Here is a 19,838-nt window from a genome sequence, read left to right as displayed (position 1 = left end):
GCGGCGCCTGCCATCCATGCGGGGTGGACGGTCCTTCGACACCGTCGCAACTCGGACGTAGCGTGAGGCAATGAGCCTCACCGCGCCGGGTCGCCCGGCCACCCTCGGCGAGCTGCGGGCCACCGGCCACGTCCACCGCAGCGTCAAGAGCGAGATCCGCGAGAACCTGCTCGCCCGGCTGCGCGCCGGCGAGGACGCCTTTCCCGGCATGGTCGGCTTCGAGGACTCCGTGCTGCCCGAGCTCGAGACGGCGCTCCTGGCCGGTCACGACCTCGTGCTGCTCGGTGAGCGCGGCCAGGGCAAGACCCGACTCATGCGCACCCTCGCCGGGCTGCTCGACGAGTGGAGTCCCGTCGTCGAGGGCTGCGAGATCGGTGACGACCCGCACCAGCCGTCGTGCGTGCGCTGCCGTCGGCTCGCCGCCGAGCTCGGTGACGACCTGCCGGTCACCTGGCGGCACCGCAGCGAGCGCTACACCGAGAAGCTCGCGACGCCGGACACGAGCGTCGGCGACCTCGTCGGCGACGTCGACCCCGTCAAGGTCGCGCAGGGCCGCACGCTCGGAGACCCCGAGACGGTGCACTACGGCCTCGTGCCGCGCAGCAACCGCGGCATCTTCGGCCTCAACGAGCTGCCCGACCTCGCCGAGCGCATCCAGGTCGCCCTCTTCAACGTGCTCGAGGAACGCGACATCCAGATCCGCGGCTACTCGCTGCGGCTGCCGCTCGACCTGCTCCTCGTGGCGACCGCCAACCCCGAGGACTACACGAACCGCGGCCGCATCATCACCCCGCTCAAGGACCGCTTCGGGGCCGAGATCCGCACCCACTACCCGACCGAGGTCAGTGACGAGGTCGCCCTCATCGCCCAGGAGTCGGCGCTCGTCGCCGACGTGCCCGAGCACCTGCTCGAGGTGGTGGCGCGCTTCACCCGCGGGCTCCGCGAGTCGTCGGCCGTCGACCAGCGGTCGGGCGTCTCGGCGCGCTTCGCCATCGCGGGCGCCGAGGGCGTGGCCGGTTCGGCGCTCCGCCGGGCCGCCCGGGTCGGGGAGCCGTATGCCGTCGCGCGCGTCTGCGACGTGCCCACCGTCGTGCCCACCCTCCTCGGCAAGGTCGAGTTCGAGATGGGTGAGGAGGGGCGCGAGCGCGACGTGCTGACCCACCTGCTGCGGCTCGCGATCGCCGAGACCTACCGATCGCGGCTCGCGGGTCTCGACCTCACCGGCTTCACCAACCTCTTCGTCGACGGTGCCGTCGTCGAGACCGGCGAGCTCGTGCCGGGTTCGGAGCTGCTGGCCCAGGTCGGTCCGGTCTCGGGCCTGTCCAAGGTGCTCGACCGGCTGGGTCACGGCGACGACGCGACGCCCGGGCAGGTCGCTGCCGCGGTCGAGTTCGTGCTCGAGGGCCTGCACCTGACCCGCCGCATCGACAAGGACAGCGTCGCGGGACGCACCGTCTACGGGGCGTGAGCGGCGCCCGGACCGGTTGGGCGCCCGGTTGCACGCCCGGTTGCAGGGGGGTGTTGTCGGGTAGGTGCCTCCCATGGGTGACTACACCGCAACCACGACCGTGTCGCACGACGTCACCGACGCCTTCGACTACATCTCCGACCCCGAGCACCTGCCCGAGTACTTCCCGCGCATGACCGAGGCCCACGAGGTCGAGTCCGGCACGGTGCGCACCACGGCGATCGTCGACGCCGACCAGGACGGCTCCGACGAGAAGGTCGTGTCGGACGCCTGGTTCAAGGCCGACGACGCCGACCACTCGATCAGCTGGGGATCGCCCGGCGAGAGCGACTACCACGGCACGCTGCGCCTCCACGACGACGGCGGCTCCGGCACCCGCATCGAGCTGAGCCTCACGACGCCGCACGACTTCGACGGCATGCAGCAGGGACTCGACGAGGCGCTTGCCGCCATCGCGAGCCGGCTCGACGAGATCGCGGCGAAGAAGGCGTAGCCGCAGCGATCTCGGCCGCAGGTCTGGACGGATCGGCAGGGGCCGGACGTAGCGTGGGGTGGTGAGTCCCGACCAGCCCCGCGACCCGTACTCCGGCGCCGACGGCCCGAACGCCCACGGCCGGTTCCGCTACGCGCCGTGGACGGGTGGACAGCCCGACCCGCTGGCGCCACCCTTCGACGTGCGGGCCGCCCTCGACGAGGTCGGCCAGGACGTCCTCGCCGGTGGAAGCCTGCGCGAGTCGCTGCGCGAGCTGCTGCGGCGCGGCACCGACGGCCGGCGCGGCCTCGACGACCTCGCCGATCGCGTACGTCGGCTCCGGGAGGCAGCGCGGCGGCGCGGGGACCTCGGCGGCACGCTCGACCAGGTCCGCGGCCTTCTCGACCAGGCCCTCGCGCAGGAGCGCGACCAGCTCGCGTCCGAGGACGGTGACGACGCCCGTCTCGCCGAGATGGACCTCGCGACCGTGCCCGACGACGTGGCCGGCGCCGTGCGGGCGCTCAGCGACTACCAGTGGCACTCCGACGAGGCACGCCAGACCTATGAGCAGATCGCCCAGATGCTGCAGCGCGAGGTGGTCGGCGCGCAGTTCGAGGGCCTCAAGCAGGCTCTCTCGGGCAACGACCCCGAGGCGATGCAGCGGGTCAAGGACATGCTCGCCGACCTCAACCAGCTGCTCGCCGCGCACGCTCGGGGAGAGGACACCGAGGACCTCTTCCGCGACTTCATGGACAAGCACGGCGACCTGTTCCCGGAGAACCCACAGAACGTCGACGAGCTCATCGACGCCCTCGCCAGGCGGCAGGCCGCGGCCGAGCGGCTGCTCTCGTCACTGAGCCGCGAGCAGCGCGAACAGCTCGCCCAGCTGATGGCGGACGCACTCGGCGATCCCGACCTGGCCTCGCAGATGGCGCAGCTCTCCGACAACCTCCGGGCGCTCCGGCCCGGGCTCGACCGGTCGTCCCCGGTGCGCGGTGGCCAGCCCGGCGGCGAGCCGATGCCGTGGGGTCAGGCCGTCGAGGCCGTCGCGGAGGTGGCCGACCTCGAGCAGCTCGACGAGCAGCTGGGTCAGGCCTACTTCGGCGCGACGCTCGACGACGTCGACGTGGAGCGGCTCGAGCAGTACCTCGGCGCCGACGCGACCCGCGACTTCCAGGCGCTGCGCCAGCTGGAGCGCGAGCTCGAGCGCCAGGGCTTCGTCTCGCGCGGCGACGACGGTCTGCGCCTGACACCTCGTGCCGTCCGACGGCTCGGTGAGACCGCCCTGCGCCGCGTCTTCGAGCACATCGACGCCGCCGGTCGCGGAGACCACGACGACCACTCCGCCGGTCAGGCCGACGAGCCGACCGGGCTCAGCCGCGAGTGGCGCTTCGGCGACGAGCTGCCGCTCGACACGGTGCGCACGGTCTCGAACGCATTGCGGCGCAACCCGACCCGGCGGCATACGTCATCGGGTGACGGCGGCGGAGTCGACCTTCTCGTCGAGGACTTCGAGGTGATCGAGACCGAGCGGCGGGCGCAGGCGGCGGTCGCGCTGTGCGTCGACATGTCGTTCTCGATGCTGCACGAGGGACGGTGGGGGCCGATGAAGCAGACGGCGCTCGCGCTGTCGCACCTCGTGGCCACGCGTTTCCGCCACGACGCCCTGCAGATCATCGGCTTCAACCTCGCCGCTCGACGGCTCACGCCCGTCGAGCTCACCGAGGCCGAGCCCGAGTGGGTGCAGGGCACGAACCTCCAGCACGCGCTGATGCTCGCCTCTCGACACCTGCGGCGACACCCGGAGGCCGAGCCGATCGTTCTCGTGGTCACCGACGGCGAGCCCACCGCGCACATCGCCGACGACGGGATGCCCGAGTTCCACTGGCCCGCAACGCAGGAGACGATCCGCGCCACGATCCGTCAGGTCGACGAGCTGCGGCGCTCCGGCGCCACCCTCAACGTCTTCATGCTCGGGGACGACCCCGGCCTCGCCCGCTTCGTCGACGCGGTCGCACGCCGCGCCGGCGGCCGCGTCTTCACGCCCGACGTGTCGCGGCTGGGGGAGTACGTCGTCGCCGACTACCTGCGAGCGCGCCGCGGAGGCCGCTGACCGGCACCACCACACGACAGGAGGACGGCTGCATGGGCAGGGTGATCTCGTCGGCGTCGACGTCTCTCGACGGTTTCGTCGCCGGGCCCGACGACGAGGTGGGCCCCCTCTTCGACTGGTACGAGGCCGGCGATCGACCGTGGACCGCGGCAGGTGGCGACATGACGTTCCACCTGAGCGCGGTCGACCACGACTACTGGACCCGCTGGGTGGCGCGGCTGGGGGCGCTCGTCGTCGGCCGCCGGCTCTTCGACATCACCGACGGCTGGAAGGGCACCCACCCGCTGGGGGTGCCCGTCGTCGTGCTGACGCACAGCCCGCCGGACGGCTGGGGATACCCCGGTGGCACCGTCGAGTTCGTCACCACGGGCATCCACGACGCCGTGGCCCGGGCCAGGCAGATCGCCGGCGAAGCCGACGTGGGAGTCGCCGCCGGGGAGATCGCGAGCCAGTGCATCGCCGAGGGACTGCTCGACGAGGTCGCGGTCGACCTCGTGCCGTGCTTCCTGGGCGTCGGCCGCCCCTACTTCACCGAGGTCGCCGGGCAGGTCGTGCTCGCCGACCCGACAACCGTCGTCGAGGGCGAGCGCGTCACCCACCTCGTCTACCCCGTGCGGACGGGCTGACCGGAAATCCGCTCGCTCGGGGTCGTGCGTGCCTGTCATGGTGACCGCATGACGCGCGGGTGCGACGAGCGGCTCGCCCGCATCGAGAGCTACTACGACTGCGTGCCGCGCGCCGTCGCGTCGGCCGAGGAGGTCGGCCCGTTCACGCTCTTCGTCGCCGGTCCGGGAACGGGCTGGCAGTTCTACGCGAGACCCCGCCTCGGCGGTCGAGGAGTCTTCACGACCACCGACGTATGCCGTGTGCTCGACCGCCAGGGTCAGCTCGACGTGCCGCGCGCCATCGAGTGGGTCGACGAGGTGACCCCGACCCTCCTGCCCTCGGTGCGCGGTGCCGGGCACGAGCCGCACCGCTACCCGCTGCTCGTCATGCCGAGTGACGTGCTCGTGGAGGCGGACCCGCGAGCCCGGCCGCTCAGACCGGCCGAGCCGCACCTGTCGGTCGCGCTGGGATCGGTGTCGGCCGGGTTCGCCGGGCGCGACGACGTGGAGCCGAAGGACCCCGGGCGGCGGCCCGAGCTGATGGAGCGCGGCGACCTCGTCGTCGTGGCCTCCTTCGAGGGCCACCGACTCTGCGGCGCCGGGTCGGCGGCACCACGCGGCGACGTCGCGGAGCTGATGGGCATCGCCGTGCCTCCGGGACATCGGCACCGCGGCCACGGCACCGCGATCACCCGCTCACTCGTCGCAGCCTGCCGCGAGCAGGGGGTCGACCTCGTGTTCCTCTCGGCCGGGTCGGACGCCGCCGCGGACATCTACCGGCGGATCGGTTTCGTCGACGTCGGCACCGCCTGCGTCCTCGAGCTCGACGACTGACGCGGGAGGCGAGCCTGGGCTGTCAGGCCCAGGCGGGGCGGAAGCCGGCTGCCTCGGCCGCGCTCATGGTGGTGAAGCACTGCTCGGGGTTCGTCACACCGTAGTACCGGTCGCCCGGCTCGTGGGCGATCATCGAGTCCTCGTTGCCCTTGACCGGGCGCGACTGCGGGCACGGGTGCTTGTCACCCGGCAGCGGCCACGATCCGGCGGAGCTGATGCCCGTGCCGGTCGAGGGCATGGCGCACGGGGCCTCCGGGCTCGACCGGTCGGCCCGCACGTAGGCGGCCTCGCGCGAGTGCCGGCCGTAGCCGTCGCGCGAGTCGTAGCGGGCGACAGCGAAGCCCTGCTTGATCTGGCGCAGCCCGGCGTCGACGCCGTTGACGTCGACGTAGCGCAGCAGCCGGCCGTAGCGGTCGACGTCGTCACGGGCGCCGGCCGTCAACGTGACCTGCTGGCCGCCGATGATGCCGCGGAGGTTGCGGCTCGCCTCGGAGTAGCCGCACTGGCCGATCTCGGGGGTGTCGATGCCGATGACGCGGACCTTATGGGTGACGCCTGCCCGCGATGCCCAGATGGTGTCGCCGTCGACGACCTTCGTCACGACCCACGTCGCGGAGGCGGCCGGCGCCGGGTTCGTGGCCCTGGGTGAGGTCTTGGGCGCCGCCGGCTCGGGTGGGGAGGGCATGGGGACAGACGCGCGGGCGGCAGGTCGCGACGCCGCCGTGGTGCCCAGCGTCGTGGGCGTGGTCGTGCCCGGGGTCGTGGGCGTGGCGGCATACGGGGTGGTCGTCACCGTGACCGCGGGCTCGAGGCCCGCGAGGCTGGGGTCGTCGGAGCCCTGGGCCGCGTTGCCGCCGATCGCGACGATGGCGGCGATGCCCGCGACGACGGTCAGTGCCTTGGTCCTGCGGCTGCGCATGTGCTCCTGCTCCCCTGTGACAACCCGTTCACCGTAGGCGTCCGAATCGTCCCCGTCCTGCGAATCGGTCATTCCTGCAAGGGCATTCGCAGGAAAAAATGACTCGACCGGGCAGCACCGGGGAGGGTCGGCGGTCACCCCCGCCGGGCGAGGAGGAAGGCCTGCGGCGTCGTCTCGTAGTCCTGTGGGGCGCGCTCGGTGCGAACCGTCACGCGCAGCCCGGCGTCGGCGAGCTGGGCGGTGACGCGGTCGGGGTCGTGCCGGTGCGCCTCGAAGGTGACCGCGTGCCCGTAGGCCTGATCGCGGCGGACGCTGAAGCCGCCGGTCTGGAACGCGAGCAGCAGGATCCCGTTCGGCCGTATGACGCGGTGCAGCTCGGCGAAGACCGCGGGCAGGTCGTCGGGCGGGGTGTGGATGACCGAGTACCACGCCACGACGCCCGCGAGCGACTCGTCGGCGACCTCGAGCGCCGCGAGCGCGCCGGTCCGGAACTCGAGGTCGGGGTGGCGCCGCCGCGCCTCGGCGACCATGCCGGGCGAGAGGTCCACCCCGCCGACCTCGAGACCCAGCGTCGCGAGGTGGCCGGTGATGCGCCCGGGTCCACAGCCGACGTCGACCACGGGACCGCCGCCCTCGCCGAGCACGAGCTCTGCGAAGTGCGCGAGCAGCGCCCGGTCGAGCGGGCTGCCGGCGAGCTCGTCCTCGAGGAGGCTCGCGTAGTCGACCGCCACCGTGTCGTAGGCCGTCCGCGTCTCGGTGACGTATGCCGGCTCGTCTGAGCGGGGCGTCACACCTCGGCCCTGATCAGCCCGAGGGTGTGGGCGACGACGGCGTTGGCGTGGCCGTGCCCGAGACCGTGCTCGCCCTTGAGCCACGAGACCAGCTCGCCGTGCCTGGTCGTGCCCGCGGCGTGCTGCCGGCGGACCTGCTCGATCCAGTGGTCGATCGGCTGACCGTAGGTCTTCTCGATCGACGGAAAGTAGGAGGCCGGGCCCTTGGCGGCGGCGGTCGGTGTGGTCATCGGTGCTCCTGCAGTCGTGGTCATGCCCAGACGTCGAACGAGCCGGTCGGTTCTCGACACGCTCGTCGACGCGGCCTCCCGGGCGGAGTTCGCAGCCCGGACACGAGTCCGCCGCGTACGCGTCCGCTGCGTCTCGGGGGTCCACGGTAGTGCGCGTGCGCAGGAAGCGAGGGAGGCGCGCACCGCCCGATGGGTAGGGCGTCGCGCCGCTTGGCAGAGTGTGGGTATGCGCTACGTCGTGTGGGTCGATGCCTGGCAGCAGCAGTGCTGCGGCGAGCCGTTCGCGGTGGGGTCACGGGTCGGGTGGACCCTGCGGGACATCCCGCGCGGGCGCTTCTTCGACGACGTGGCAGGCGCCGAGATCGCACAGCGCATCACCCACGCCGAGGAGCACCACGGCGCGGTCCCCGAGGACGCGCCGGTCGTCCATGGGCTCGTCCGCGAGATCCGGGCGATCCACGGAAGGTTCGTCCGTGAGCGGGACTGGGCACCCGGCGAGTCGAGGATCGTGACCTCCGCCGACGGGTCGGACGAGGTCGAAGGGCTGTCGTTCAACGGCTACGTCGTCGATCTCGACGTCGAGGAGAGCCCCGCTGAGCGCAGCGGCCGTCAGGCGGGGCGCGACTCCGCGGCGTCGGGAACGGGGAGGGACGCCGACCCGACCGCAGCACCCGGCATCCGACCCCGGCGGGCGACCCGGGCGAGGTCACCGACGACCTGGACCGCCTTGCGCCGCGACGGCATGAACCGCAGGAAGAAGGTCAGTCGCAGCACCCACGCGACCCAGCCCGTGAACGGGATGCCGTAGAGCTCGGAGATCGAGCGCCCGAGGCCGAACGATGCGGCCTGGCCCAGCCCCCGGTACGCGAACGGCCGGGTCTCTCGACCGCGCACCGTCCGAGCAAGGTTGCGTCCGACGTGCTCGCCGCCCTTGATCGCCCAGAGGGCGTTCGCGGGGACGGGTTCGCCGCCCCTCGGGTGCACGACGCAGGCGGCGTCGCCGGCCGCCCACACGTGGTCGACGACCGACAGGTCGGGCCGGGTGACGAGGCGACCGCGAGGGTCGCGGTGCCCGTCCAGGCCCGGGACCTGCACGGGTCGCTGGCCGATCGTGGCGATCACCGTGGTCGCCGTCAGGCTGGTGCCGTCGGAGAGGTACGCGTGGCCGGAGGTCACCGAGGTGAGGCGCACGCCGAGCCGCACGCGGACGCCGAGCCGCTTCAGCTCGCGGGCCGCCCGGGCCGCCAGCCCCGGCTGCGCCTCGCGCAGCTCGGGCAGCAGGTGCGCCCCGGAGTGCACGAGCTCCACGCGGAGTCGGGCACCCCCGAGGTCGGCGACGGCGGCGGCCATCTCGACCCCGGCCAGCCCGCCGCCGGCCACGACGACGGTGTGGCGGCGTGGTCCGCGAAAGGCGGCGGCCTCCCGGACCCGGTCGGCGAGCGCCTCGATGTCGCCGGGCGCCCTGAGCGTGAAGCCGTGCTCAGCCAGGCCCGGCACGGCCGTCGCCGGTTCGCGTCCGCCGGTGCCGACCACGAGGTCGTCGTAGTCGAGGACGCGGATACCGGTCTCGCCCTCCTGCTCGTATCGCACGACCCGACGCTCCGCGTCGATGTCGACCGCGCGGCCGATGACGACGTGGGCGTGCGGCATCGCCTCGGCGAGCGGCGTGCGGGTGCGGTCGTAGGGGAGCAGGCCGGCGAGCACCTCGCCGGTGAACCCGTGGAAGCTGTGGGCGGCGTCGGCGCTGATGACGACCACCTGCACCGCGCCGTCACGGACGGCGCGCCCCGCATGACGCATGAGCCCGGCGTACGCGTGGAGCGTGACGTAGCCGCCGCCGAGCAGCACGACGCGGTGCCGGGCGCGGTGGCCGGAGCGCAGGTGCGTGGTCACGACGCCATCCCCATCGAGGCCCGGCCGACGGCGACGGGCCGGCCGAAGCTCGTCGGCTCCGCCGCCCGGAAGCCCAGGTGCGACAGGCCCGTCGCGAGCTCGCGGGTGCGGTCGACGAGCTCGAGCGTCGGGACCCCGATCGAGAAGTGGCCCCGGTGTCCGGAGAGGGCGAGCAAGGCGGTCTCGGCGAAGCACGCGTACGCGCGCCCGTCGGGCAGCCCGATGTTGCCGCCGACGAGTCGCAGGCTGGGGATGTCCACGACGCCACCGTCGACGACGAGCACGTCGGGGCGCTCGGCGACGAGCGTCGGGGAGGTGTTGCGTGGCTGGGTGGCGTCGAGCACGACGGCACCGAGCCCCAGGTGCTCCGGCCCGAGCAGCGCGTCGGCGCTGGCGGTGAGCAGGATGACGAGGTCGGCGTCGGCGACGGCCTCCATCGAGGTCGCCGTGGACGTCGGCACCTGGCGGCCGACCTCGGCGGCGAGCGCGTCGAGCCGGCCGGCGGAGCGGGCGACGAGGGTGAAGCGTGCCGCGGCCCGGTCGCGGGCCAGCAACCGCGTCACGGCGGCTCCGACGCTGCCGGTCGCGCCGACGACCGCGACGTGCGGGTCGGACGCGTGGTCGACGGCGTCGCGCAGCAGCCGGCGGGCCTGGTCGTCGACGATGGCGGCGGTGAACGCGTTGCCGTTCGTCACGCCGATGTCGGTGCGGCTGCGCAGCGACACCCCGCCCGCGGTCACCGTGGCGGTCAGCGCGCCGAGCCCCACGACGTCGCAGCCGAGGGCGCGGGCCTTGTCGACCGCACGGTGAACGCGGGCCCGGCCCTCGCCGGGTGAGGTGAGCAGGTGGCGCGCGCCGTAGGGCACGAGCACGACGTGGCCGACGCGCTGCCCGCCGATGTGGACGCCGGCCATGGTGACCGGGCGCAGCGGGAGACGCCGGAGCGCGGTGTCGTAGACGGGGTCGGGCACGCGGCCGAGAGGAGCCCACACCCGGGCGAGGTCCTCGCCGAGGCGGGCGCGCGGGTGGACCGTGAAGGCGAACGTGCTGGGACTGTGGGTGCGACTGTCGGTTTGGCTGGTCATGGGTGCTCCCCGTGCGTCGTGCGGCGTGTGGTTCGACGGACCTGCGTCGAGGGCTGCGCACCCGGGGTGGGCGGGCGCCGTTGCACGAGAGGAGGAGCGAGCGGGTGGGGTGATACGTCGGGGAACGCTTCGGGCCGCATACGTGGTGGGATTGGGTACGCGTGCCTAGGCCGGGGTCATGGCTGAGCTGCCGAAGCGTCTCGAGGCCACGTGGTCGCTCGGGTCGAAGGACGCGTGCCCGTCGGCGCAGTGGCGCAGGGCCGCGCGCGGCTACCGGGTCAACGGGACGCCGGGCGGTAGACGAGCCACAGGGCGCCGCTGACGGTCGGCGTCGCGCTGACGAGGGCGAGCCGCTGCAGGTCGGTGCCCGTCTCGAAGAGCCGCCGGCCCTCGGGGTCGAGGACCGGCGCGACGGCGAGGTGGAGCTCGTCGACGAGCCCCTCGGCGAGCAGCGACTGGGCGAGCTCCATGCTGCCGTGCACCCCGATGTCGCCGCCTTCGGTGCCCTTGAGGTCGCGGACGATGTCGGCGAGCGGTCCGGTCACGGCCTCGGCGTCGCCCCACTGGACGCCGAGGGGCGAGGAGGTGACGACGTACTTCTTCACGCCGTTGATGAAGTCGGCGAACGGCTGCTCGTCGGACGTCGGCCAGTAGCGGGCCCACTCGTCGTACATGTGGCGCCCGAGCAGGACGGCATCCTGCGTGGCCAGCAGTTCGGCCTCGCGGGCGATGAGGCCGTCGTCGAAGGTGGGCGGCTGCGGCTTGTCGGGGTCGACGTCGGGCGGGAAGGCGCGGGTGGGGTCGTCGACGGCGCCGTCGAGCGAGGTGATCGTGTAGAGGACGACCTTGCGCATGGGGCTCCTTGCTCAGCGGGCTGGGTCAGGGGGTGACGAGCTCGAGGCCGAGCCACTCTGCAAGAGAGGCGATCTCACGATCGACGTCACGGCGTACGCGTTGGGTGAACCGGACGTCCTCGTGGACCGCGTTGACGACGAGTCGCCCCGCCTTGCGGTCGGCCTGGGCGTCGAGCTTCCCGACGAGCCGGTCGTGGTGGAGGATCGGCAGCGCGAAGTAGCCCCACCGGCGCTTCTCCTTGGGCTTGTACATCTCGAGGATGTACTCGTAGCCCCAGAGCTGCTCGGCGCGGACCCGGTTGTGGATGAGCTGGTCGAACGGTGACAGGAGCGCGGCGCGGCCCTCGAAGGTGCTCGGGACATCGAGGTATGCCGGGTGGACGCGCCACGTGCCCGGCACCCCCTCCACCTCGGCGGGCTCGCCGGCCTCGCCGACGTAGGCCTGCTCGCCGGGCAGCTCCGGACCACTCGCCCTGGCGATGCCGAGGGACTCGAGCCGGCGCTCGTTGCGCAGCCGCGTGGCCTCCTTGTGGTAGGGCAGCTCGAACCCGTCGCCGTAGACCCGCTCTGGGAGGTCCCAGTAGCGCTGGCGCCCCTTGCGGCCGGAGACGGCGATCTGCCCGCGCCGCGCCATCGACTCGAGCATCTTGGTGACGTTGCGGTTGTTGGTCCATCCGCTCGAGGGCCACGGGACGGCACTGGTGTCGGGGATGTCGCGGGACAGCAGCGGCCCCTCGGCCGCGAGCCGGGCGAGGATGTCGCGCCGGAACTGCTCGTTCGCCTCGAGCCAGTCGACGATCGCCGGGTGGAACTCCCGACCGACCCACTCCGCGATGACCGTCGGCACGTCGCGGGCGGGCCGGATGTAGGCGACGGTCTCGTGGAGGGTGCGGTCGTGCTCGACGGCCGCGGTGAGCTGCTCGGGCCGGTAGCCGGCGCCGAGCCGGCTCCACAGCACGAGGTCGGCACTGGGTGCGATGGCCGCCGTCGGGTCGATCTGCAGCATGGTCAGTCGTTCGACCGTCTCGACGAGGTCGGTGGGTCGCGGCTCGTCGAGCAGCTGAGCGTGCACGGCGATGCGCCGCGCGTCGTCGAGGCTCAGCCGGTGCACCGCCATGGCCAGACCCTAACCAGCGCTGCCGACAACGTCCTGTCGGTCGACGTCGACGTCCGGCCGCTCGTCGTCCCAGGCGGCCGCGGTGATCCGCCAGCCGGCTGCCGTGCGCACGAGCTGGATCGACTTCATCCCGCGGCCCTCGATCGCGGCCCCCACCTGCACCCCCGCCTTGGCGTAGCTGCCGAACCAGTGGGCGATGTCGCCGAAGACGTCGATGCGACCGCCGGTGGGCCATTCGCTGAACTCGGTGAGGCGGCCCTGCCCGAGCAGCGTGTGGCGGGGCACGATGAACGCGTCCACGTCCATCACCGTCGGCTCGCGTCCGCACGTGCTCGTCACGACGGCGCGTGGCACGAACAGGCTGCGGAGTGCTGCCATCCGTTCGGCCAGTCCAGGCCCGGTGGCGAAGGCCGAGAAGAACGAGTCGACCACAGACTGGATCGCGCTCAGGTCCGACTGGCGGTCATGCTCGAGCGCGGCATCGGTCACCCGCCGACCCTAACCACCAGAGCCTTCGAAAGAGCGGTCAGCAGGAGACGGAGTGTTCTTTCGATCGGGCACGACGGTTCGGGCGGGAGGGGCCGTGCCGGGGGCAGAATCGGTGGATGGATCTCTCTGCCTTCGGCGTCCGCGCCTCTGCCGGAAGCCTTCGCGACGCGGAGGGCGTTGCCCTGCAGCACAGCTGGACCGACGAGGGTGTCGTCGCAGCCCCGGTCACGAATGGTGCCCACGTGCTGCACCTGTCGGTCGCGCTGTGCGTGCTCAACGACACCTACCGCGAGGCCCGACGTCTCGGCATACAGGTTGACGGCGCCGCGGTGGAGGCCGACGGTGCCTTCGACGACGAGTGGCGCTCGACCGGCATCACGTATGCCGTCACGGTCGACTCGCCTGCCGCCACCGAGGAGGTCGCGCACCTCCAGTCCGTCGTCGACGAGGTTGCCGAGATCCCGCGGGCGCTGCGAGAGGGTGCGCCGGTGACGAGGAGCTACTGATCCCTACGGCTGGGATCAGTCGGTCACGGTGGATGCGTGCCCGAGTGCTCTTTGAGGAGGGCATGACGTGCGCTCAGGGTGCTGGCGGCTACGCGTCTGTCACCAGCAGGAGTTGCCCACCTCCTCGACCGTGAACTTGCTCTCGTAGGCCCGGATAGAGGCGCAGTAGCCGAATCGCGTGCCGTAGGTGGCTGATTCAAGAACCGAGGCTCCAGGTGCAAGAGCCGTCCAAACGCCGGGTGCGATGGCGATCGCCTGCGCGGCACCGTTCGCTTCACCGCGCATGTGCGACGGGATCTTGCTGACCGCGACGGTCTTGGGAAACCCCTTGGGGAAGGCCGATGGATTCGCCGTCGGGGTGGCGGTGACCGTGAGGGTCACCGTCGGCTGGACCGTCTCAGTTACGACGGCGGTTCGAGTCACGGTTGAAGTGGTGGCCGGCTGGCTCGGGCCGCTGCTACCGGAGCACCCGGCGAGGAGCGCACCAGCCATGAAAGGAAAGACGACAACGGAAATGCGGAAACTCACTGTGTGAGATTAGGGCATCGGTGCGGAAGCCCGGCCATCGGCGTGTTCGTATGCGGAGAACCGTAACGCTCTTCGACTTTCTTCCGCGTTGCAGAGAAACACCCTCGCCGCTGGCCTCTTGTCGCTGACTCCCTCGCATATGCTGAGCGCGCCCGCCGCGGTACCCGCCTTTCGTAGTTCCAGGCGACGCCCGTTCACGAGGCCCAGGCCGCGCACGCTGCCTCGCGTCACAGACCTTTCTGATGAATGGAGAACGAGAAGTCGTGGTAGGGCAGCTGACCCAGGACGATCTTTACGACAAGACAATCCAGACGATCGGTGCGGTGGCGAAGCTGCCCGTAGTCAGGGTCGACCGTGAGTCCTTCCTGCGGAAGGAGTTCGCCGGTTCGTCGCATCTCGAGGCGATCGTCGAACACGGTCCGCACGTGGTCTTCACCGTGGAGGCACTCGAGAAGAAGGCCACGGCCATCGTCCGCCGGAGCACGGTCAAGACGTCCGCGGTGTCGTTCGTCACCGGGATGCCCGCCAACCCCGCTCTGATGCTTCCCGCGGGCGCGGCAGACGTCGCGTCCTACTTCGGCTTTGCGATCAACATGGCTCAGCAGATCGCATTTCTCTTCGGAGAGGACGAGATCTTTGATGGCGGCAACGACCAGCTCTCCGAGGACGCGAAGATCCGGATCGTCGCCTATCTGGGGGTGATGTTCGGTGCCGGCGGTGCCGCGGCCCTGGTGAACCAGGTCTCGAAGAAGGCCGGGGCCAATCTCGGCAAGAAGGTTGCGAGCCAAGCGCTTACCAAGACCGTCTGGTACCCCGTGGTGAAGAAGGTCGGAGCAATCATCGGCCAGAAGATAACGAAGAAGACCGTGGAGAAGACCATCACGAAGGCCGTGCCGGTTCTCGGTGGGGTCGTGTCGGGCGGGATCACCTTCGTCACCTTCCGGCCAATGGGACACCGGCTCTCAGACACCTTCGCTCGTGGTCTGCGCGGCGAGCTCGGTGCCTTCGATGAAGCCGACCTCAACCCGGATTTCCTCGCCTCCCTGGCGCCGACCAACACCGCGTCGCCGGTCTGACCGGCGGAACCGAAAGGCTCACGACCTCATGTCGCCGCGACTACGCAGGCTTGCCGTGCGCGGCCTGACCATGGTCCTCACATTTCTCGTTGCCCTCGGGATCTTCTCCATCGTGCAGGCCAAGGGCTGGCTGACACCGCTTGGCATCGGATCGAGTTCGAACGACTCCCAGGTCGTCCAAGCGATAGAGCGAACGCAGGAGGTCTCTCTTCTCCGCCTCGGCATCCAAGGCATAAAGGAGGAGAGGCGAAACAGGGAGATCTTCGGCCAGACCGTCCCGGGCACAGGCGAGAAGCTCTTTCTGCAATACGCCTTCAAGGCAAAACTCGGTGTCGACGGCGCGAAGATAAAGGTCACGACAGTGGCTCCGGGAAAGTACGTCATCTCGGTTCCGGAGTTCATCTTCATCGGCTACGACCAGCCGACGTTCATGGTGGCCGTCGAGGACAACGATGTGTTGAGCTGGGTGACACCCGACATCGACCAGATGCAGATGGTGAACAAGGTCCTCAACGACGGGGCGCGACGACAGTACCTTGTCGATAACGATGACCTCCTGCGCGAGCAGACCAAGGTCTTCTACGACGGCCTCATCAAGAGCGTCGACCCCGACGCTGTGACCGAGTTCCAGTTCCGGTCCTGACGGTCCCGAGGGCTGCGTCAGTTGCGGTTCAGGCCGAACTCGCGCGTCAGCAGGGCACGTTTGAAGTGTGCCTCCGCAGCGTCGACCTCCGCGTTCGGGGCGTCCGGACCGAAGACTCGCAGCAGCGAGAAGACGAAGTGGCGAGCGTGGTCGGGGTCGCACTGCGCCAGAGCGCGCAGCTCGATGTTGCCGCCGTGCCCGTCCCGGGCGTAGGTCGACCAGCGGCCGAGGATGCGATCCCCGCCGTCGGCCTTGCCCACGTAGTGCTTCCCGGAGCTCACGTCGGAGATGAGGTAGACGCCCTGAACCGACCCGAGGGCGGTGCGCCATGCGGCGTAGCGCGAGTCCTCCAGGGCAGTGCGTAGCTCGGCCCTCGTCAGGACGAGGCGGTCGAAGCCCGGGAACTCGACGTTCTGCGGGTCGGCGATCTCGACGACAGGAAAGGTAGCCGCGGCAGCGCCCTTCTTCGCCCAGTTAATCGCGTCCTTTGACCACTCCGTGACGAGCCGGTTCGCGAGGGAGGCCCAGACGTCGATGGGGCGAAGGTCGAAGAACCGCAGGAAGGCGGTCCGCTCGGCGATCACCTCTCCGTGATTCTCGAACGCACCCCAGTACCGGCAGCGTCGACCGCCGGCGGCCAAGAAGTTCAGCCAGATGCGGGGCTGTTCCGCCTTGAAACGCAGGGACTGTTCTCGTGTGTAGGAGAGAACACGATCCGGGGTCGTGAGGCCACGGAGGAGGCCCTCGTCGTTGTAGGTGTGGCGCACCACGAGAACCTCGGATGGGTCGAGGCCGCTCGCGGTCATGAGGTGGCCGAGGTTGAGGTCCCCGCCCCAGGACTCGGTGGTCATTGGTTTGCGCTGCGCGTTTCGCGGTCCTGGCTGCCGGTGTCCGGCTCGGGTGCGGCGTCGTCCAGAGGGGGAAACTCGCCGCAGAGGTTGAACGAGACCCGGTGCGCCTTCCTGAACTCCCCGCCGAGGCGGAGTCCCACTTGGCGGGCGTTCGAAGCCAGGTCCGCGTCGACGCCGGTGTCGTGCTCGTACGTGAATGTGAGCGCGAACTCGCGCAGACCACCGTGAAGTCGGCCGTCGATGATCCCGCGCCATCCCGGCTGGTCGATCCACAGCAACTGCGGGAGCGCTCTGGGCCGAGCTCCGTCACCGCTGGCCTGATAGATGCCGCGGACGTGCTCCGAGTCGTTCTTGTTGCCGCCGAAGCTCAGCATGCCGAACAGGATCTCGACGTCTGCCTTCGCCTGGTCGGAGATCCTGCCCGAGTAGGACAGCTCGATCTTGCTGGCTCCAAGGGCCGTGAGCATCGCGATCGCGTCGTTTGTCTTCTCGACGAGGATCTGCGAGTGGTAACTCGCCAGCGGGATGAGCCGCGTCCTGCTCACGGGGTGCCGCACGTAGACGACGTCAGGCTCTGGGTAGCCCACCTCGTACTCGTCAGCATCGCTCAGGGGCTGCTGCTCGATATACAGCCGTTCAGGACCGTCTGGCAGGTCGACGGGCTTCTCGCCATAGAACGACACCAGCGCTGCCATGTCCCGCAAACCTCCACCGTTCAACCATCTTGAGGGCCAAACCTATATGGCGCTGAACCAGACCGCGCGGGGCCACACCGAAGATCCGAATGACGTCGATGATGAGGTACCCGTGGCCCAAGCACCGCTGCGCCTACGTCAGGCCTCGGTGGTGGGTGCGGCGGCGTACTCCTCGTCGGTGACCGGCGTCAGCCAGTGCGCGACGTCGTGGTCGGCGTCGCCCTCGTTGATGGCGAGGTGCACCATGAGCCGGTGGGGCGCGGCGCCGTGCCAGTGCTCCTCGTCGGCCTCGAAGAGGACGCGGTCTCCGGGGCGGATGACCTCGACCGGCCCGCCCCGCCGCTGGCAGAGGCCGACGCCTTCGGTGACGAAGACGGTCTGGCTGAGCGGGTGCCGGTGCCAGTGGGTGCGGGCGCCGGGCATGAAGTGGACGAGGTTGGCCGTGACGCGCGAGGGCGACGGTGCCGCGGCGACCGCGTCGATGTAGACGTCGCCGGTGAACCAGTCGCTGGGACCCTTGACGGTGTCGACGGAGCTGCGGGTGATCTGCATGGGTTTCCTTCTAGCCGTTGGTGATCGGGGTGTCCGTGGTGGCCGTCGGTGCTGGTGTCGAGGCAGCCCAGGAGGCGAGCAGCTGGAGCCGCTCGGCCGAGGGTGAGCCGGGCTCGGCCGTGTAGACCATGAGCACGAGGCCGGGCTCGGCGGTGATGGCGAGCTCCTCGTAGGCGAGGGTCAGCTCGCCGACGACGGGGTGGTTGAACCGCTTGGTGCCGGTGCCGTGGGTGCGCACGTCGTGCGCGCTCCACAGGCGCCGGAACACCTCGCTGCGGGTGGACAGCTCGCCGACAAGGTCCTGCAGGCCGCGGTCGTGCGGGTCGCGGCCGGCCTCCGCGCGCATGATGCCGACGCACATCTCGGCGAAGAGCTCCCAGTCCGGGTAGAAGTCGCGCGACGCAGGGTCGAGGAACTGGAACCGGGCGAGGTTGGGCATCCGCCCGCCCTCGCCGATGACGGGCGAGTAGAAGGCGCGGCCGAGGGTGTTGGTGGCGAGCAGGTTCTGGTGCGGGTCGCGCACGAACGCGACGCCGTCGCGGATCGACTCGAGCGCCCACTGCAGGCTGGGCCGCGATGCCGGCTTGCCGGCTGCCCGTCGCCGTGGCCGCCCCGACGTGGGGATGCCGTCGGCGGCGCGGGCGAGGTCGAGCAGGTGGGCGCGCTCGGTGTCGTCGAGCTGCAGCGCCCGGGAGAGTGCGTCGAGGACGCCCGCGGACGCCCCGGCGATCTGCCCTCGCTCGAGGCGGGCGTAGTACTCGACGCTGAGGCCGGCGAGCGTCGCGACCTCGCTGCGACGGAGGCCGGGAACGCGACGACCTCGGCCGGCCGGCATACCGACCTGCTCTGGGGTGATCCGGGCGCGGCGGGTCATCAGGAACTCGCGCACCTCCTGGCGGTTGTCCACGCCTTCGAGCGTATGCCGCGTGGAACGGTGCGCCGAGCCGCGAGAGGTGCCCTGTCAGTACGTCCCTCGACAGGGACTCCCGCGACATCGCGCCGGCGGCTTCACTCGTGGGTGGGGCTGTTCGGCCCCGGCGGGCAGCGGCCCGCGAGAAGCGAGTCGAAGGAGTTCACGCGATGCGTGGAGTTGTCATGTACGGACCCGGCGACGTGCGGATGGAGGACCGCGAGGACCCTCAGATCATCGAGCCGACCGACGCGGTCATCCGGCTCAGGGCGACGTGCATCTGCGGCAGCGACCTGTGGCCCTACCGCGGCGCCGAGCCGGTCGACCACCAGGTCATGGGGCACGAGTACGTCGGCGTCGTCGAGGAGATCGGCTCCGAGGTGCGCACCGTGAAGGTCGGCGACTTCGTCGTCGGGTCGTTCTGGGCCTCGGACAACACGTGCGAGATCTGCAAGGCCGGCTACCAGGCGTACTGCACGCACCGCGTCCTCATGGGCACCATCGGCACCCAGTCCGAGCTGGCGCGCATCCCCCTCGCCGACGGCACCCTCGTCGCGACGCCGGGGCAGCCCGACGCCGACCTCATCCCGTCGCTCATGGCGGCCTCCGACGTGCTCGGCACCGGGTGGTTCGCCGCGGTGGCAGCCGAGGCGGGGCCGGGCAAGACCGTGGCCGTCGTCGGTGACGGCGCCGTGGGTCTGCTCGGCATCCTCGCCGCCCGTGAGCTCGGCGCGGAGCGGATCATCGCCTTCAGCCGGCACGCCGACCGGCAGGCGCTCGCCCGTGAGTTCGGCGCGACCGACATCGTGGAGGAACGCGGCGAGGCGGGTGTCGCGCGCGTCAAGGAGCTGACCGGCGGCCTCGGCGCGCACTCGGTCATCGAGGCCGTCGGCACGCAGGAGGCGATGATGCAGGCCATCCACTCGGCCCGGCCCGGTGGCCACGTCGGCTTCGTCGGCGTCTCGCACGACGTCGCGATCCCCGGCGACGAGCTGTTCATGGCCGGCGTGCACCTCCACGGCGGTCCGGCACCGGTGCGGGAGTACCTGCCACACCTCATCCAGCTCATCTGGGACCGGAAGATCGCACCGGGCAAGGTCTTCGACCTCACCCTCCCGCTCGAAGAGGCAGCCCAGGGCTACAAGGCCATGGACGAGCGCACCGCGACCAAGGTGCTGCTGACGGTCTGACCCGGGCCCCCCACTGG

At 71.0% G+C, this 19,838-nt stretch carries 22 protein-coding genes and 1 pseudogene; 10 read left to right on the top strand and 13 right to left on the bottom strand.

What is annotated here, in order from left to right:
* The first annotated feature begins 70 nt into the window (after window positions 1-70).
* From ACYVNR_RS19280 to ACYVNR_RS19260, 5 genes are all read left to right on the top strand, one after another.
* Window positions 71-1,468 (top strand): sigma 54-interacting transcriptional regulator, encoded by a 1,398-nt coding sequence (locus ACYVNR_RS19280; protein WP_461050296.1) that lies wholly within the window; start codon window positions 71-73, stop codon window positions 1,466-1,468.
* Window positions 1,469-1,541: 73 nt separating this feature from the next.
* Window positions 1,542-1,961 carry an SRPBCC family protein gene (locus ACYVNR_RS19275; protein ID WP_461050294.1) on the top strand — a complete coding sequence of 140 codons (420 nt, stop codon included), beginning with the start codon at window positions 1,542-1,544 and terminating at the stop codon, window positions 1,959-1,961.
* Window positions 1,962-2,022: 61 nt separating this feature from the next.
* Entirely contained in the window at window positions 2,023-4,053 is a 2,031-nt protein-coding gene (locus ACYVNR_RS19270; RefSeq protein WP_461050292.1) for a vWA domain-containing protein, read from the top strand.
* Between the two features lie 32 nt (window positions 4,054-4,085).
* Window positions 4,086-4,679: a dihydrofolate reductase family protein gene (locus tag ACYVNR_RS19265; protein WP_458799120.1), complete on the top strand. Its 594-nt coding sequence runs from the start codon at window positions 4,086-4,088 to the stop codon at window positions 4,677-4,679.
* A gap of 48 nt (window positions 4,680-4,727) precedes the next feature.
* Window positions 4,728-5,492, top strand: a complete 765-nt coding sequence (locus tag ACYVNR_RS19260; protein WP_461050289.1) for a GNAT family N-acetyltransferase — start codon at window positions 4,728-4,730, stop codon at window positions 5,490-5,492.
* A gap of 22 nt (window positions 5,493-5,514) precedes the next feature.
* Here ACYVNR_RS19260 and ACYVNR_RS19255 read toward each other — a convergent pair whose 3' ends face one another.
* From ACYVNR_RS19255 to ACYVNR_RS19245, 3 genes are all read right to left on the bottom strand, one after another.
* Window positions 5,515-6,411, bottom strand: coding sequence for a thermonuclease family protein (locus tag ACYVNR_RS19255; RefSeq protein WP_461050287.1), 897 nt, complete (start codon window positions 6,409-6,411; stop codon window positions 5,515-5,517).
* A 134-nt stretch (window positions 6,412-6,545) separates the two neighbouring features.
* Window positions 6,546-7,202 carry a class I SAM-dependent DNA methyltransferase gene (locus ACYVNR_RS19250; protein ID WP_461050285.1) on the bottom strand — a complete coding sequence of 219 codons (657 nt, stop codon included), beginning with the start codon at window positions 7,200-7,202 and terminating at the stop codon, window positions 6,546-6,548.
* Window positions 7,199-7,432, bottom strand: coding sequence for a DUF4287 domain-containing protein (locus ACYVNR_RS19245; RefSeq protein WP_045189218.1), 234 nt, complete (start codon window positions 7,430-7,432; stop codon window positions 7,199-7,201). Before ACYVNR_RS19245 ends, ACYVNR_RS19250 begins: the two co-directional genes overlap by 4 nt.
* A gap of 22 nt (window positions 7,433-7,454) precedes the next feature.
* On the opposite strand from ACYVNR_RS19245, the pseudogene ACYVNR_RS19240 reads away from it, so the two are divergent.
* Window positions 7,455-7,952: pseudogene (locus ACYVNR_RS19240) on the top strand (DUF6578 domain-containing protein); the annotation flags it as partial.
* An 89-nt stretch (window positions 7,953-8,041) separates the two neighbouring features.
* On the opposite strand, the gene ACYVNR_RS19235 reads toward ACYVNR_RS19240, so the two are convergent.
* The 5 genes from ACYVNR_RS19235 to ACYVNR_RS19215 form a co-directional block, all read right to left on the bottom strand.
* On the bottom strand, window positions 8,042-9,325 hold the full coding sequence (locus tag ACYVNR_RS19235) for an NAD(P)/FAD-dependent oxidoreductase (protein ID WP_461050283.1): 1,284 nt from the start codon (window positions 9,323-9,325) through the stop codon (window positions 8,042-8,044).
* Window positions 9,322-10,410: a semialdehyde dehydrogenase gene (locus ACYVNR_RS19230; RefSeq protein ID WP_461050281.1), complete on the bottom strand. Its 1,089-nt coding sequence runs from the start codon at window positions 10,408-10,410 to the stop codon at window positions 9,322-9,324. Before ACYVNR_RS19230 ends, ACYVNR_RS19235 begins: the two co-directional genes overlap by 4 nt.
* Before the next feature lie 278 nt (window positions 10,411-10,688).
* Window positions 10,689-11,264 (bottom strand): dihydrofolate reductase family protein, encoded by a 576-nt coding sequence (locus ACYVNR_RS19225; RefSeq protein ID WP_461050279.1) that lies wholly within the window; start codon window positions 11,262-11,264, stop codon window positions 10,689-10,691.
* A gap of 25 nt (window positions 11,265-11,289) precedes the next feature.
* Window positions 11,290-12,381 carry a DNA glycosylase AlkZ-like family protein gene (locus ACYVNR_RS19220; RefSeq protein WP_461050277.1) on the bottom strand — a complete coding sequence of 364 codons (1,092 nt, stop codon included), beginning with the start codon at window positions 12,379-12,381 and terminating at the stop codon, window positions 11,290-11,292.
* Window positions 12,382-12,390: 9 nt separating this feature from the next.
* Window positions 12,391-12,870 (bottom strand): DUF4440 domain-containing protein, encoded by a 480-nt coding sequence (locus ACYVNR_RS19215; RefSeq protein ID WP_461050275.1) that lies wholly within the window; start codon window positions 12,868-12,870, stop codon window positions 12,391-12,393.
* Window positions 12,871-12,986: 116 nt separating this feature from the next.
* Between ACYVNR_RS19215 and ACYVNR_RS19210 the strand changes: the two genes are divergently transcribed.
* Window positions 12,987-13,376, top strand: a complete 390-nt coding sequence (locus ACYVNR_RS19210) for an OsmC family protein (protein ID WP_461050273.1) — start codon at window positions 12,987-12,989, stop codon at window positions 13,374-13,376.
* 99 nt (window positions 13,377-13,475) lie between these two features.
* Here ACYVNR_RS19210 and ACYVNR_RS19205 read toward each other — a convergent pair whose 3' ends face one another.
* Entirely contained in the window at window positions 13,476-13,904 is a 429-nt protein-coding gene (locus tag ACYVNR_RS19205) for a hypothetical protein (RefSeq protein WP_461050271.1), read from the bottom strand.
* Window positions 13,905-14,167: 263 nt separating this feature from the next.
* On the opposite strand from ACYVNR_RS19205, the gene ACYVNR_RS19200 reads away from it, so the two are divergent.
* Window positions 14,168-14,980 (top strand): hypothetical protein, encoded by an 813-nt coding sequence (locus ACYVNR_RS19200; protein WP_461050269.1) that lies wholly within the window; start codon window positions 14,168-14,170, stop codon window positions 14,978-14,980.
* A gap of 55 nt (window positions 14,981-15,035) precedes the next feature.
* Window positions 15,036-15,623, top strand: a complete 588-nt coding sequence (locus ACYVNR_RS19195) for a hypothetical protein (RefSeq protein WP_461050267.1) — start codon at window positions 15,036-15,038, stop codon at window positions 15,621-15,623.
* Window positions 15,624-15,640: 17 nt separating this feature from the next.
* Here the strand turns inward: ACYVNR_RS19195 and ACYVNR_RS19190 are convergent, their stop codons facing one another.
* The 4 genes from ACYVNR_RS19190 to ACYVNR_RS19175 all read right to left on the bottom strand — a co-directional run bounded on the left by ACYVNR_RS19190 (window position 15,641) and on the right by ACYVNR_RS19175 (window position 18,628).
* Window positions 15,641-16,474 carry a GIY-YIG nuclease family protein gene (locus ACYVNR_RS19190; protein ID WP_461050265.1) on the bottom strand — a complete coding sequence of 278 codons (834 nt, stop codon included), beginning with the start codon at window positions 16,472-16,474 and terminating at the stop codon, window positions 15,641-15,643.
* Window positions 16,471-17,169, bottom strand: coding sequence for a hypothetical protein (locus tag ACYVNR_RS19185; protein ID WP_461050263.1), 699 nt, complete (start codon window positions 17,167-17,169; stop codon window positions 16,471-16,473). Before ACYVNR_RS19185 ends, ACYVNR_RS19190 begins: the two co-directional genes overlap by 4 nt.
* 138 nt (window positions 17,170-17,307) lie before the next feature.
* A complete protein-coding gene (locus tag ACYVNR_RS19180) occupies window positions 17,308-17,721 on the bottom strand; it encodes a (R)-mandelonitrile lyase (RefSeq protein ID WP_461050260.1) in 414 nt (137 codons plus the stop codon).
* 10 nt (window positions 17,722-17,731) lie between these two features.
* Window positions 17,732-18,628, bottom strand: a complete 897-nt coding sequence (locus tag ACYVNR_RS19175; RefSeq protein WP_461050258.1) for a helix-turn-helix transcriptional regulator — start codon at window positions 18,626-18,628, stop codon at window positions 17,732-17,734.
* A 173-nt stretch (window positions 18,629-18,801) separates the two neighbouring features.
* On the opposite strand from ACYVNR_RS19175, the gene ACYVNR_RS19170 reads away from it, so the two are divergent.
* Window positions 18,802-19,821 carry a zinc-dependent alcohol dehydrogenase family protein gene (locus ACYVNR_RS19170; protein WP_461050256.1) on the top strand — a complete coding sequence of 340 codons (1,020 nt, stop codon included), beginning with the start codon at window positions 18,802-18,804 and terminating at the stop codon, window positions 19,819-19,821.
* The last annotated feature ends 17 nt before the right edge of the window (window positions 19,822-19,838 follow it).

The organism is Terrabacter koreensis, from assembly GCF_054783315.1.
The sequence above is the reverse complement of the archived record's forward strand: the minus strand, read 5'-3'. Positions and strand labels throughout refer to the sequence as shown.

Coding starts and splice junctions, on each gene's coding strand:
- ACYVNR_RS19280 (WP_461050296.1), top strand. CDS start 71: ATGAGCCTCACCGCGCCGGGTCGCCCGGCCACCCTCGGCGAGCTGCGG.
- ACYVNR_RS19275 (WP_461050294.1), top strand. CDS start 1,542: ATGGGTGACTACACCGCAACCACGACCGTGTCGCACGACGTCACCGAC.
- ACYVNR_RS19265 (WP_458799120.1), top strand. CDS start 4,086: ATGGGCAGGGTGATCTCGTCGGCGTCGACGTCTCTCGACGGTTTCGTC.
- ACYVNR_RS19260 (WP_461050289.1), top strand. CDS start 4,728: ATGACGCGCGGGTGCGACGAGCGGCTCGCCCGCATCGAGAGCTACTAC.
- ACYVNR_RS19255 (WP_461050287.1), bottom strand. CDS start 6,411: ATGCGCAGCCGCAGGACCAAGGCACTGACCGTCGTCGCGGGCATCGCC.
- ACYVNR_RS19245 (WP_045189218.1), bottom strand. CDS start 7,432: ATGACCACACCGACCGCCGCCGCCAAGGGCCCGGCCTCCTACTTTCCG.
- ACYVNR_RS19230 (WP_461050281.1), bottom strand. CDS start 10,410: ATGACCAGCCAAACCGACAGTCGCACCCACAGTCCCAGCACGTTCGCC.
- ACYVNR_RS19225 (WP_461050279.1), bottom strand. CDS start 11,264: ATGCGCAAGGTCGTCCTCTACACGATCACCTCGCTCGACGGCGCCGTC.
- ACYVNR_RS19220 (WP_461050277.1), bottom strand. CDS start 12,381: ATGGCGGTGCACCGGCTGAGCCTCGACGACGCGCGGCGCATCGCCGTG.
- ACYVNR_RS19210 (WP_461050273.1), top strand. CDS start 12,987: ATGGATCTCTCTGCCTTCGGCGTCCGCGCCTCTGCCGGAAGCCTTCGC.
- ACYVNR_RS19190 (WP_461050265.1), bottom strand. CDS start 16,474: ATGACCACCGAGTCCTGGGGCGGGGACCTCAACCTCGGCCACCTCATG.
- ACYVNR_RS19185 (WP_461050263.1), bottom strand. CDS start 17,169: ATGGCAGCGCTGGTGTCGTTCTATGGCGAGAAGCCCGTCGACCTGCCA.
- ACYVNR_RS19180 (WP_461050260.1), bottom strand. CDS start 17,721: ATGCAGATCACCCGCAGCTCCGTCGACACCGTCAAGGGTCCCAGCGAC.
- ACYVNR_RS19170 (WP_461050256.1), top strand. CDS start 18,802: ATGCGTGGAGTTGTCATGTACGGACCCGGCGACGTGCGGATGGAGGAC.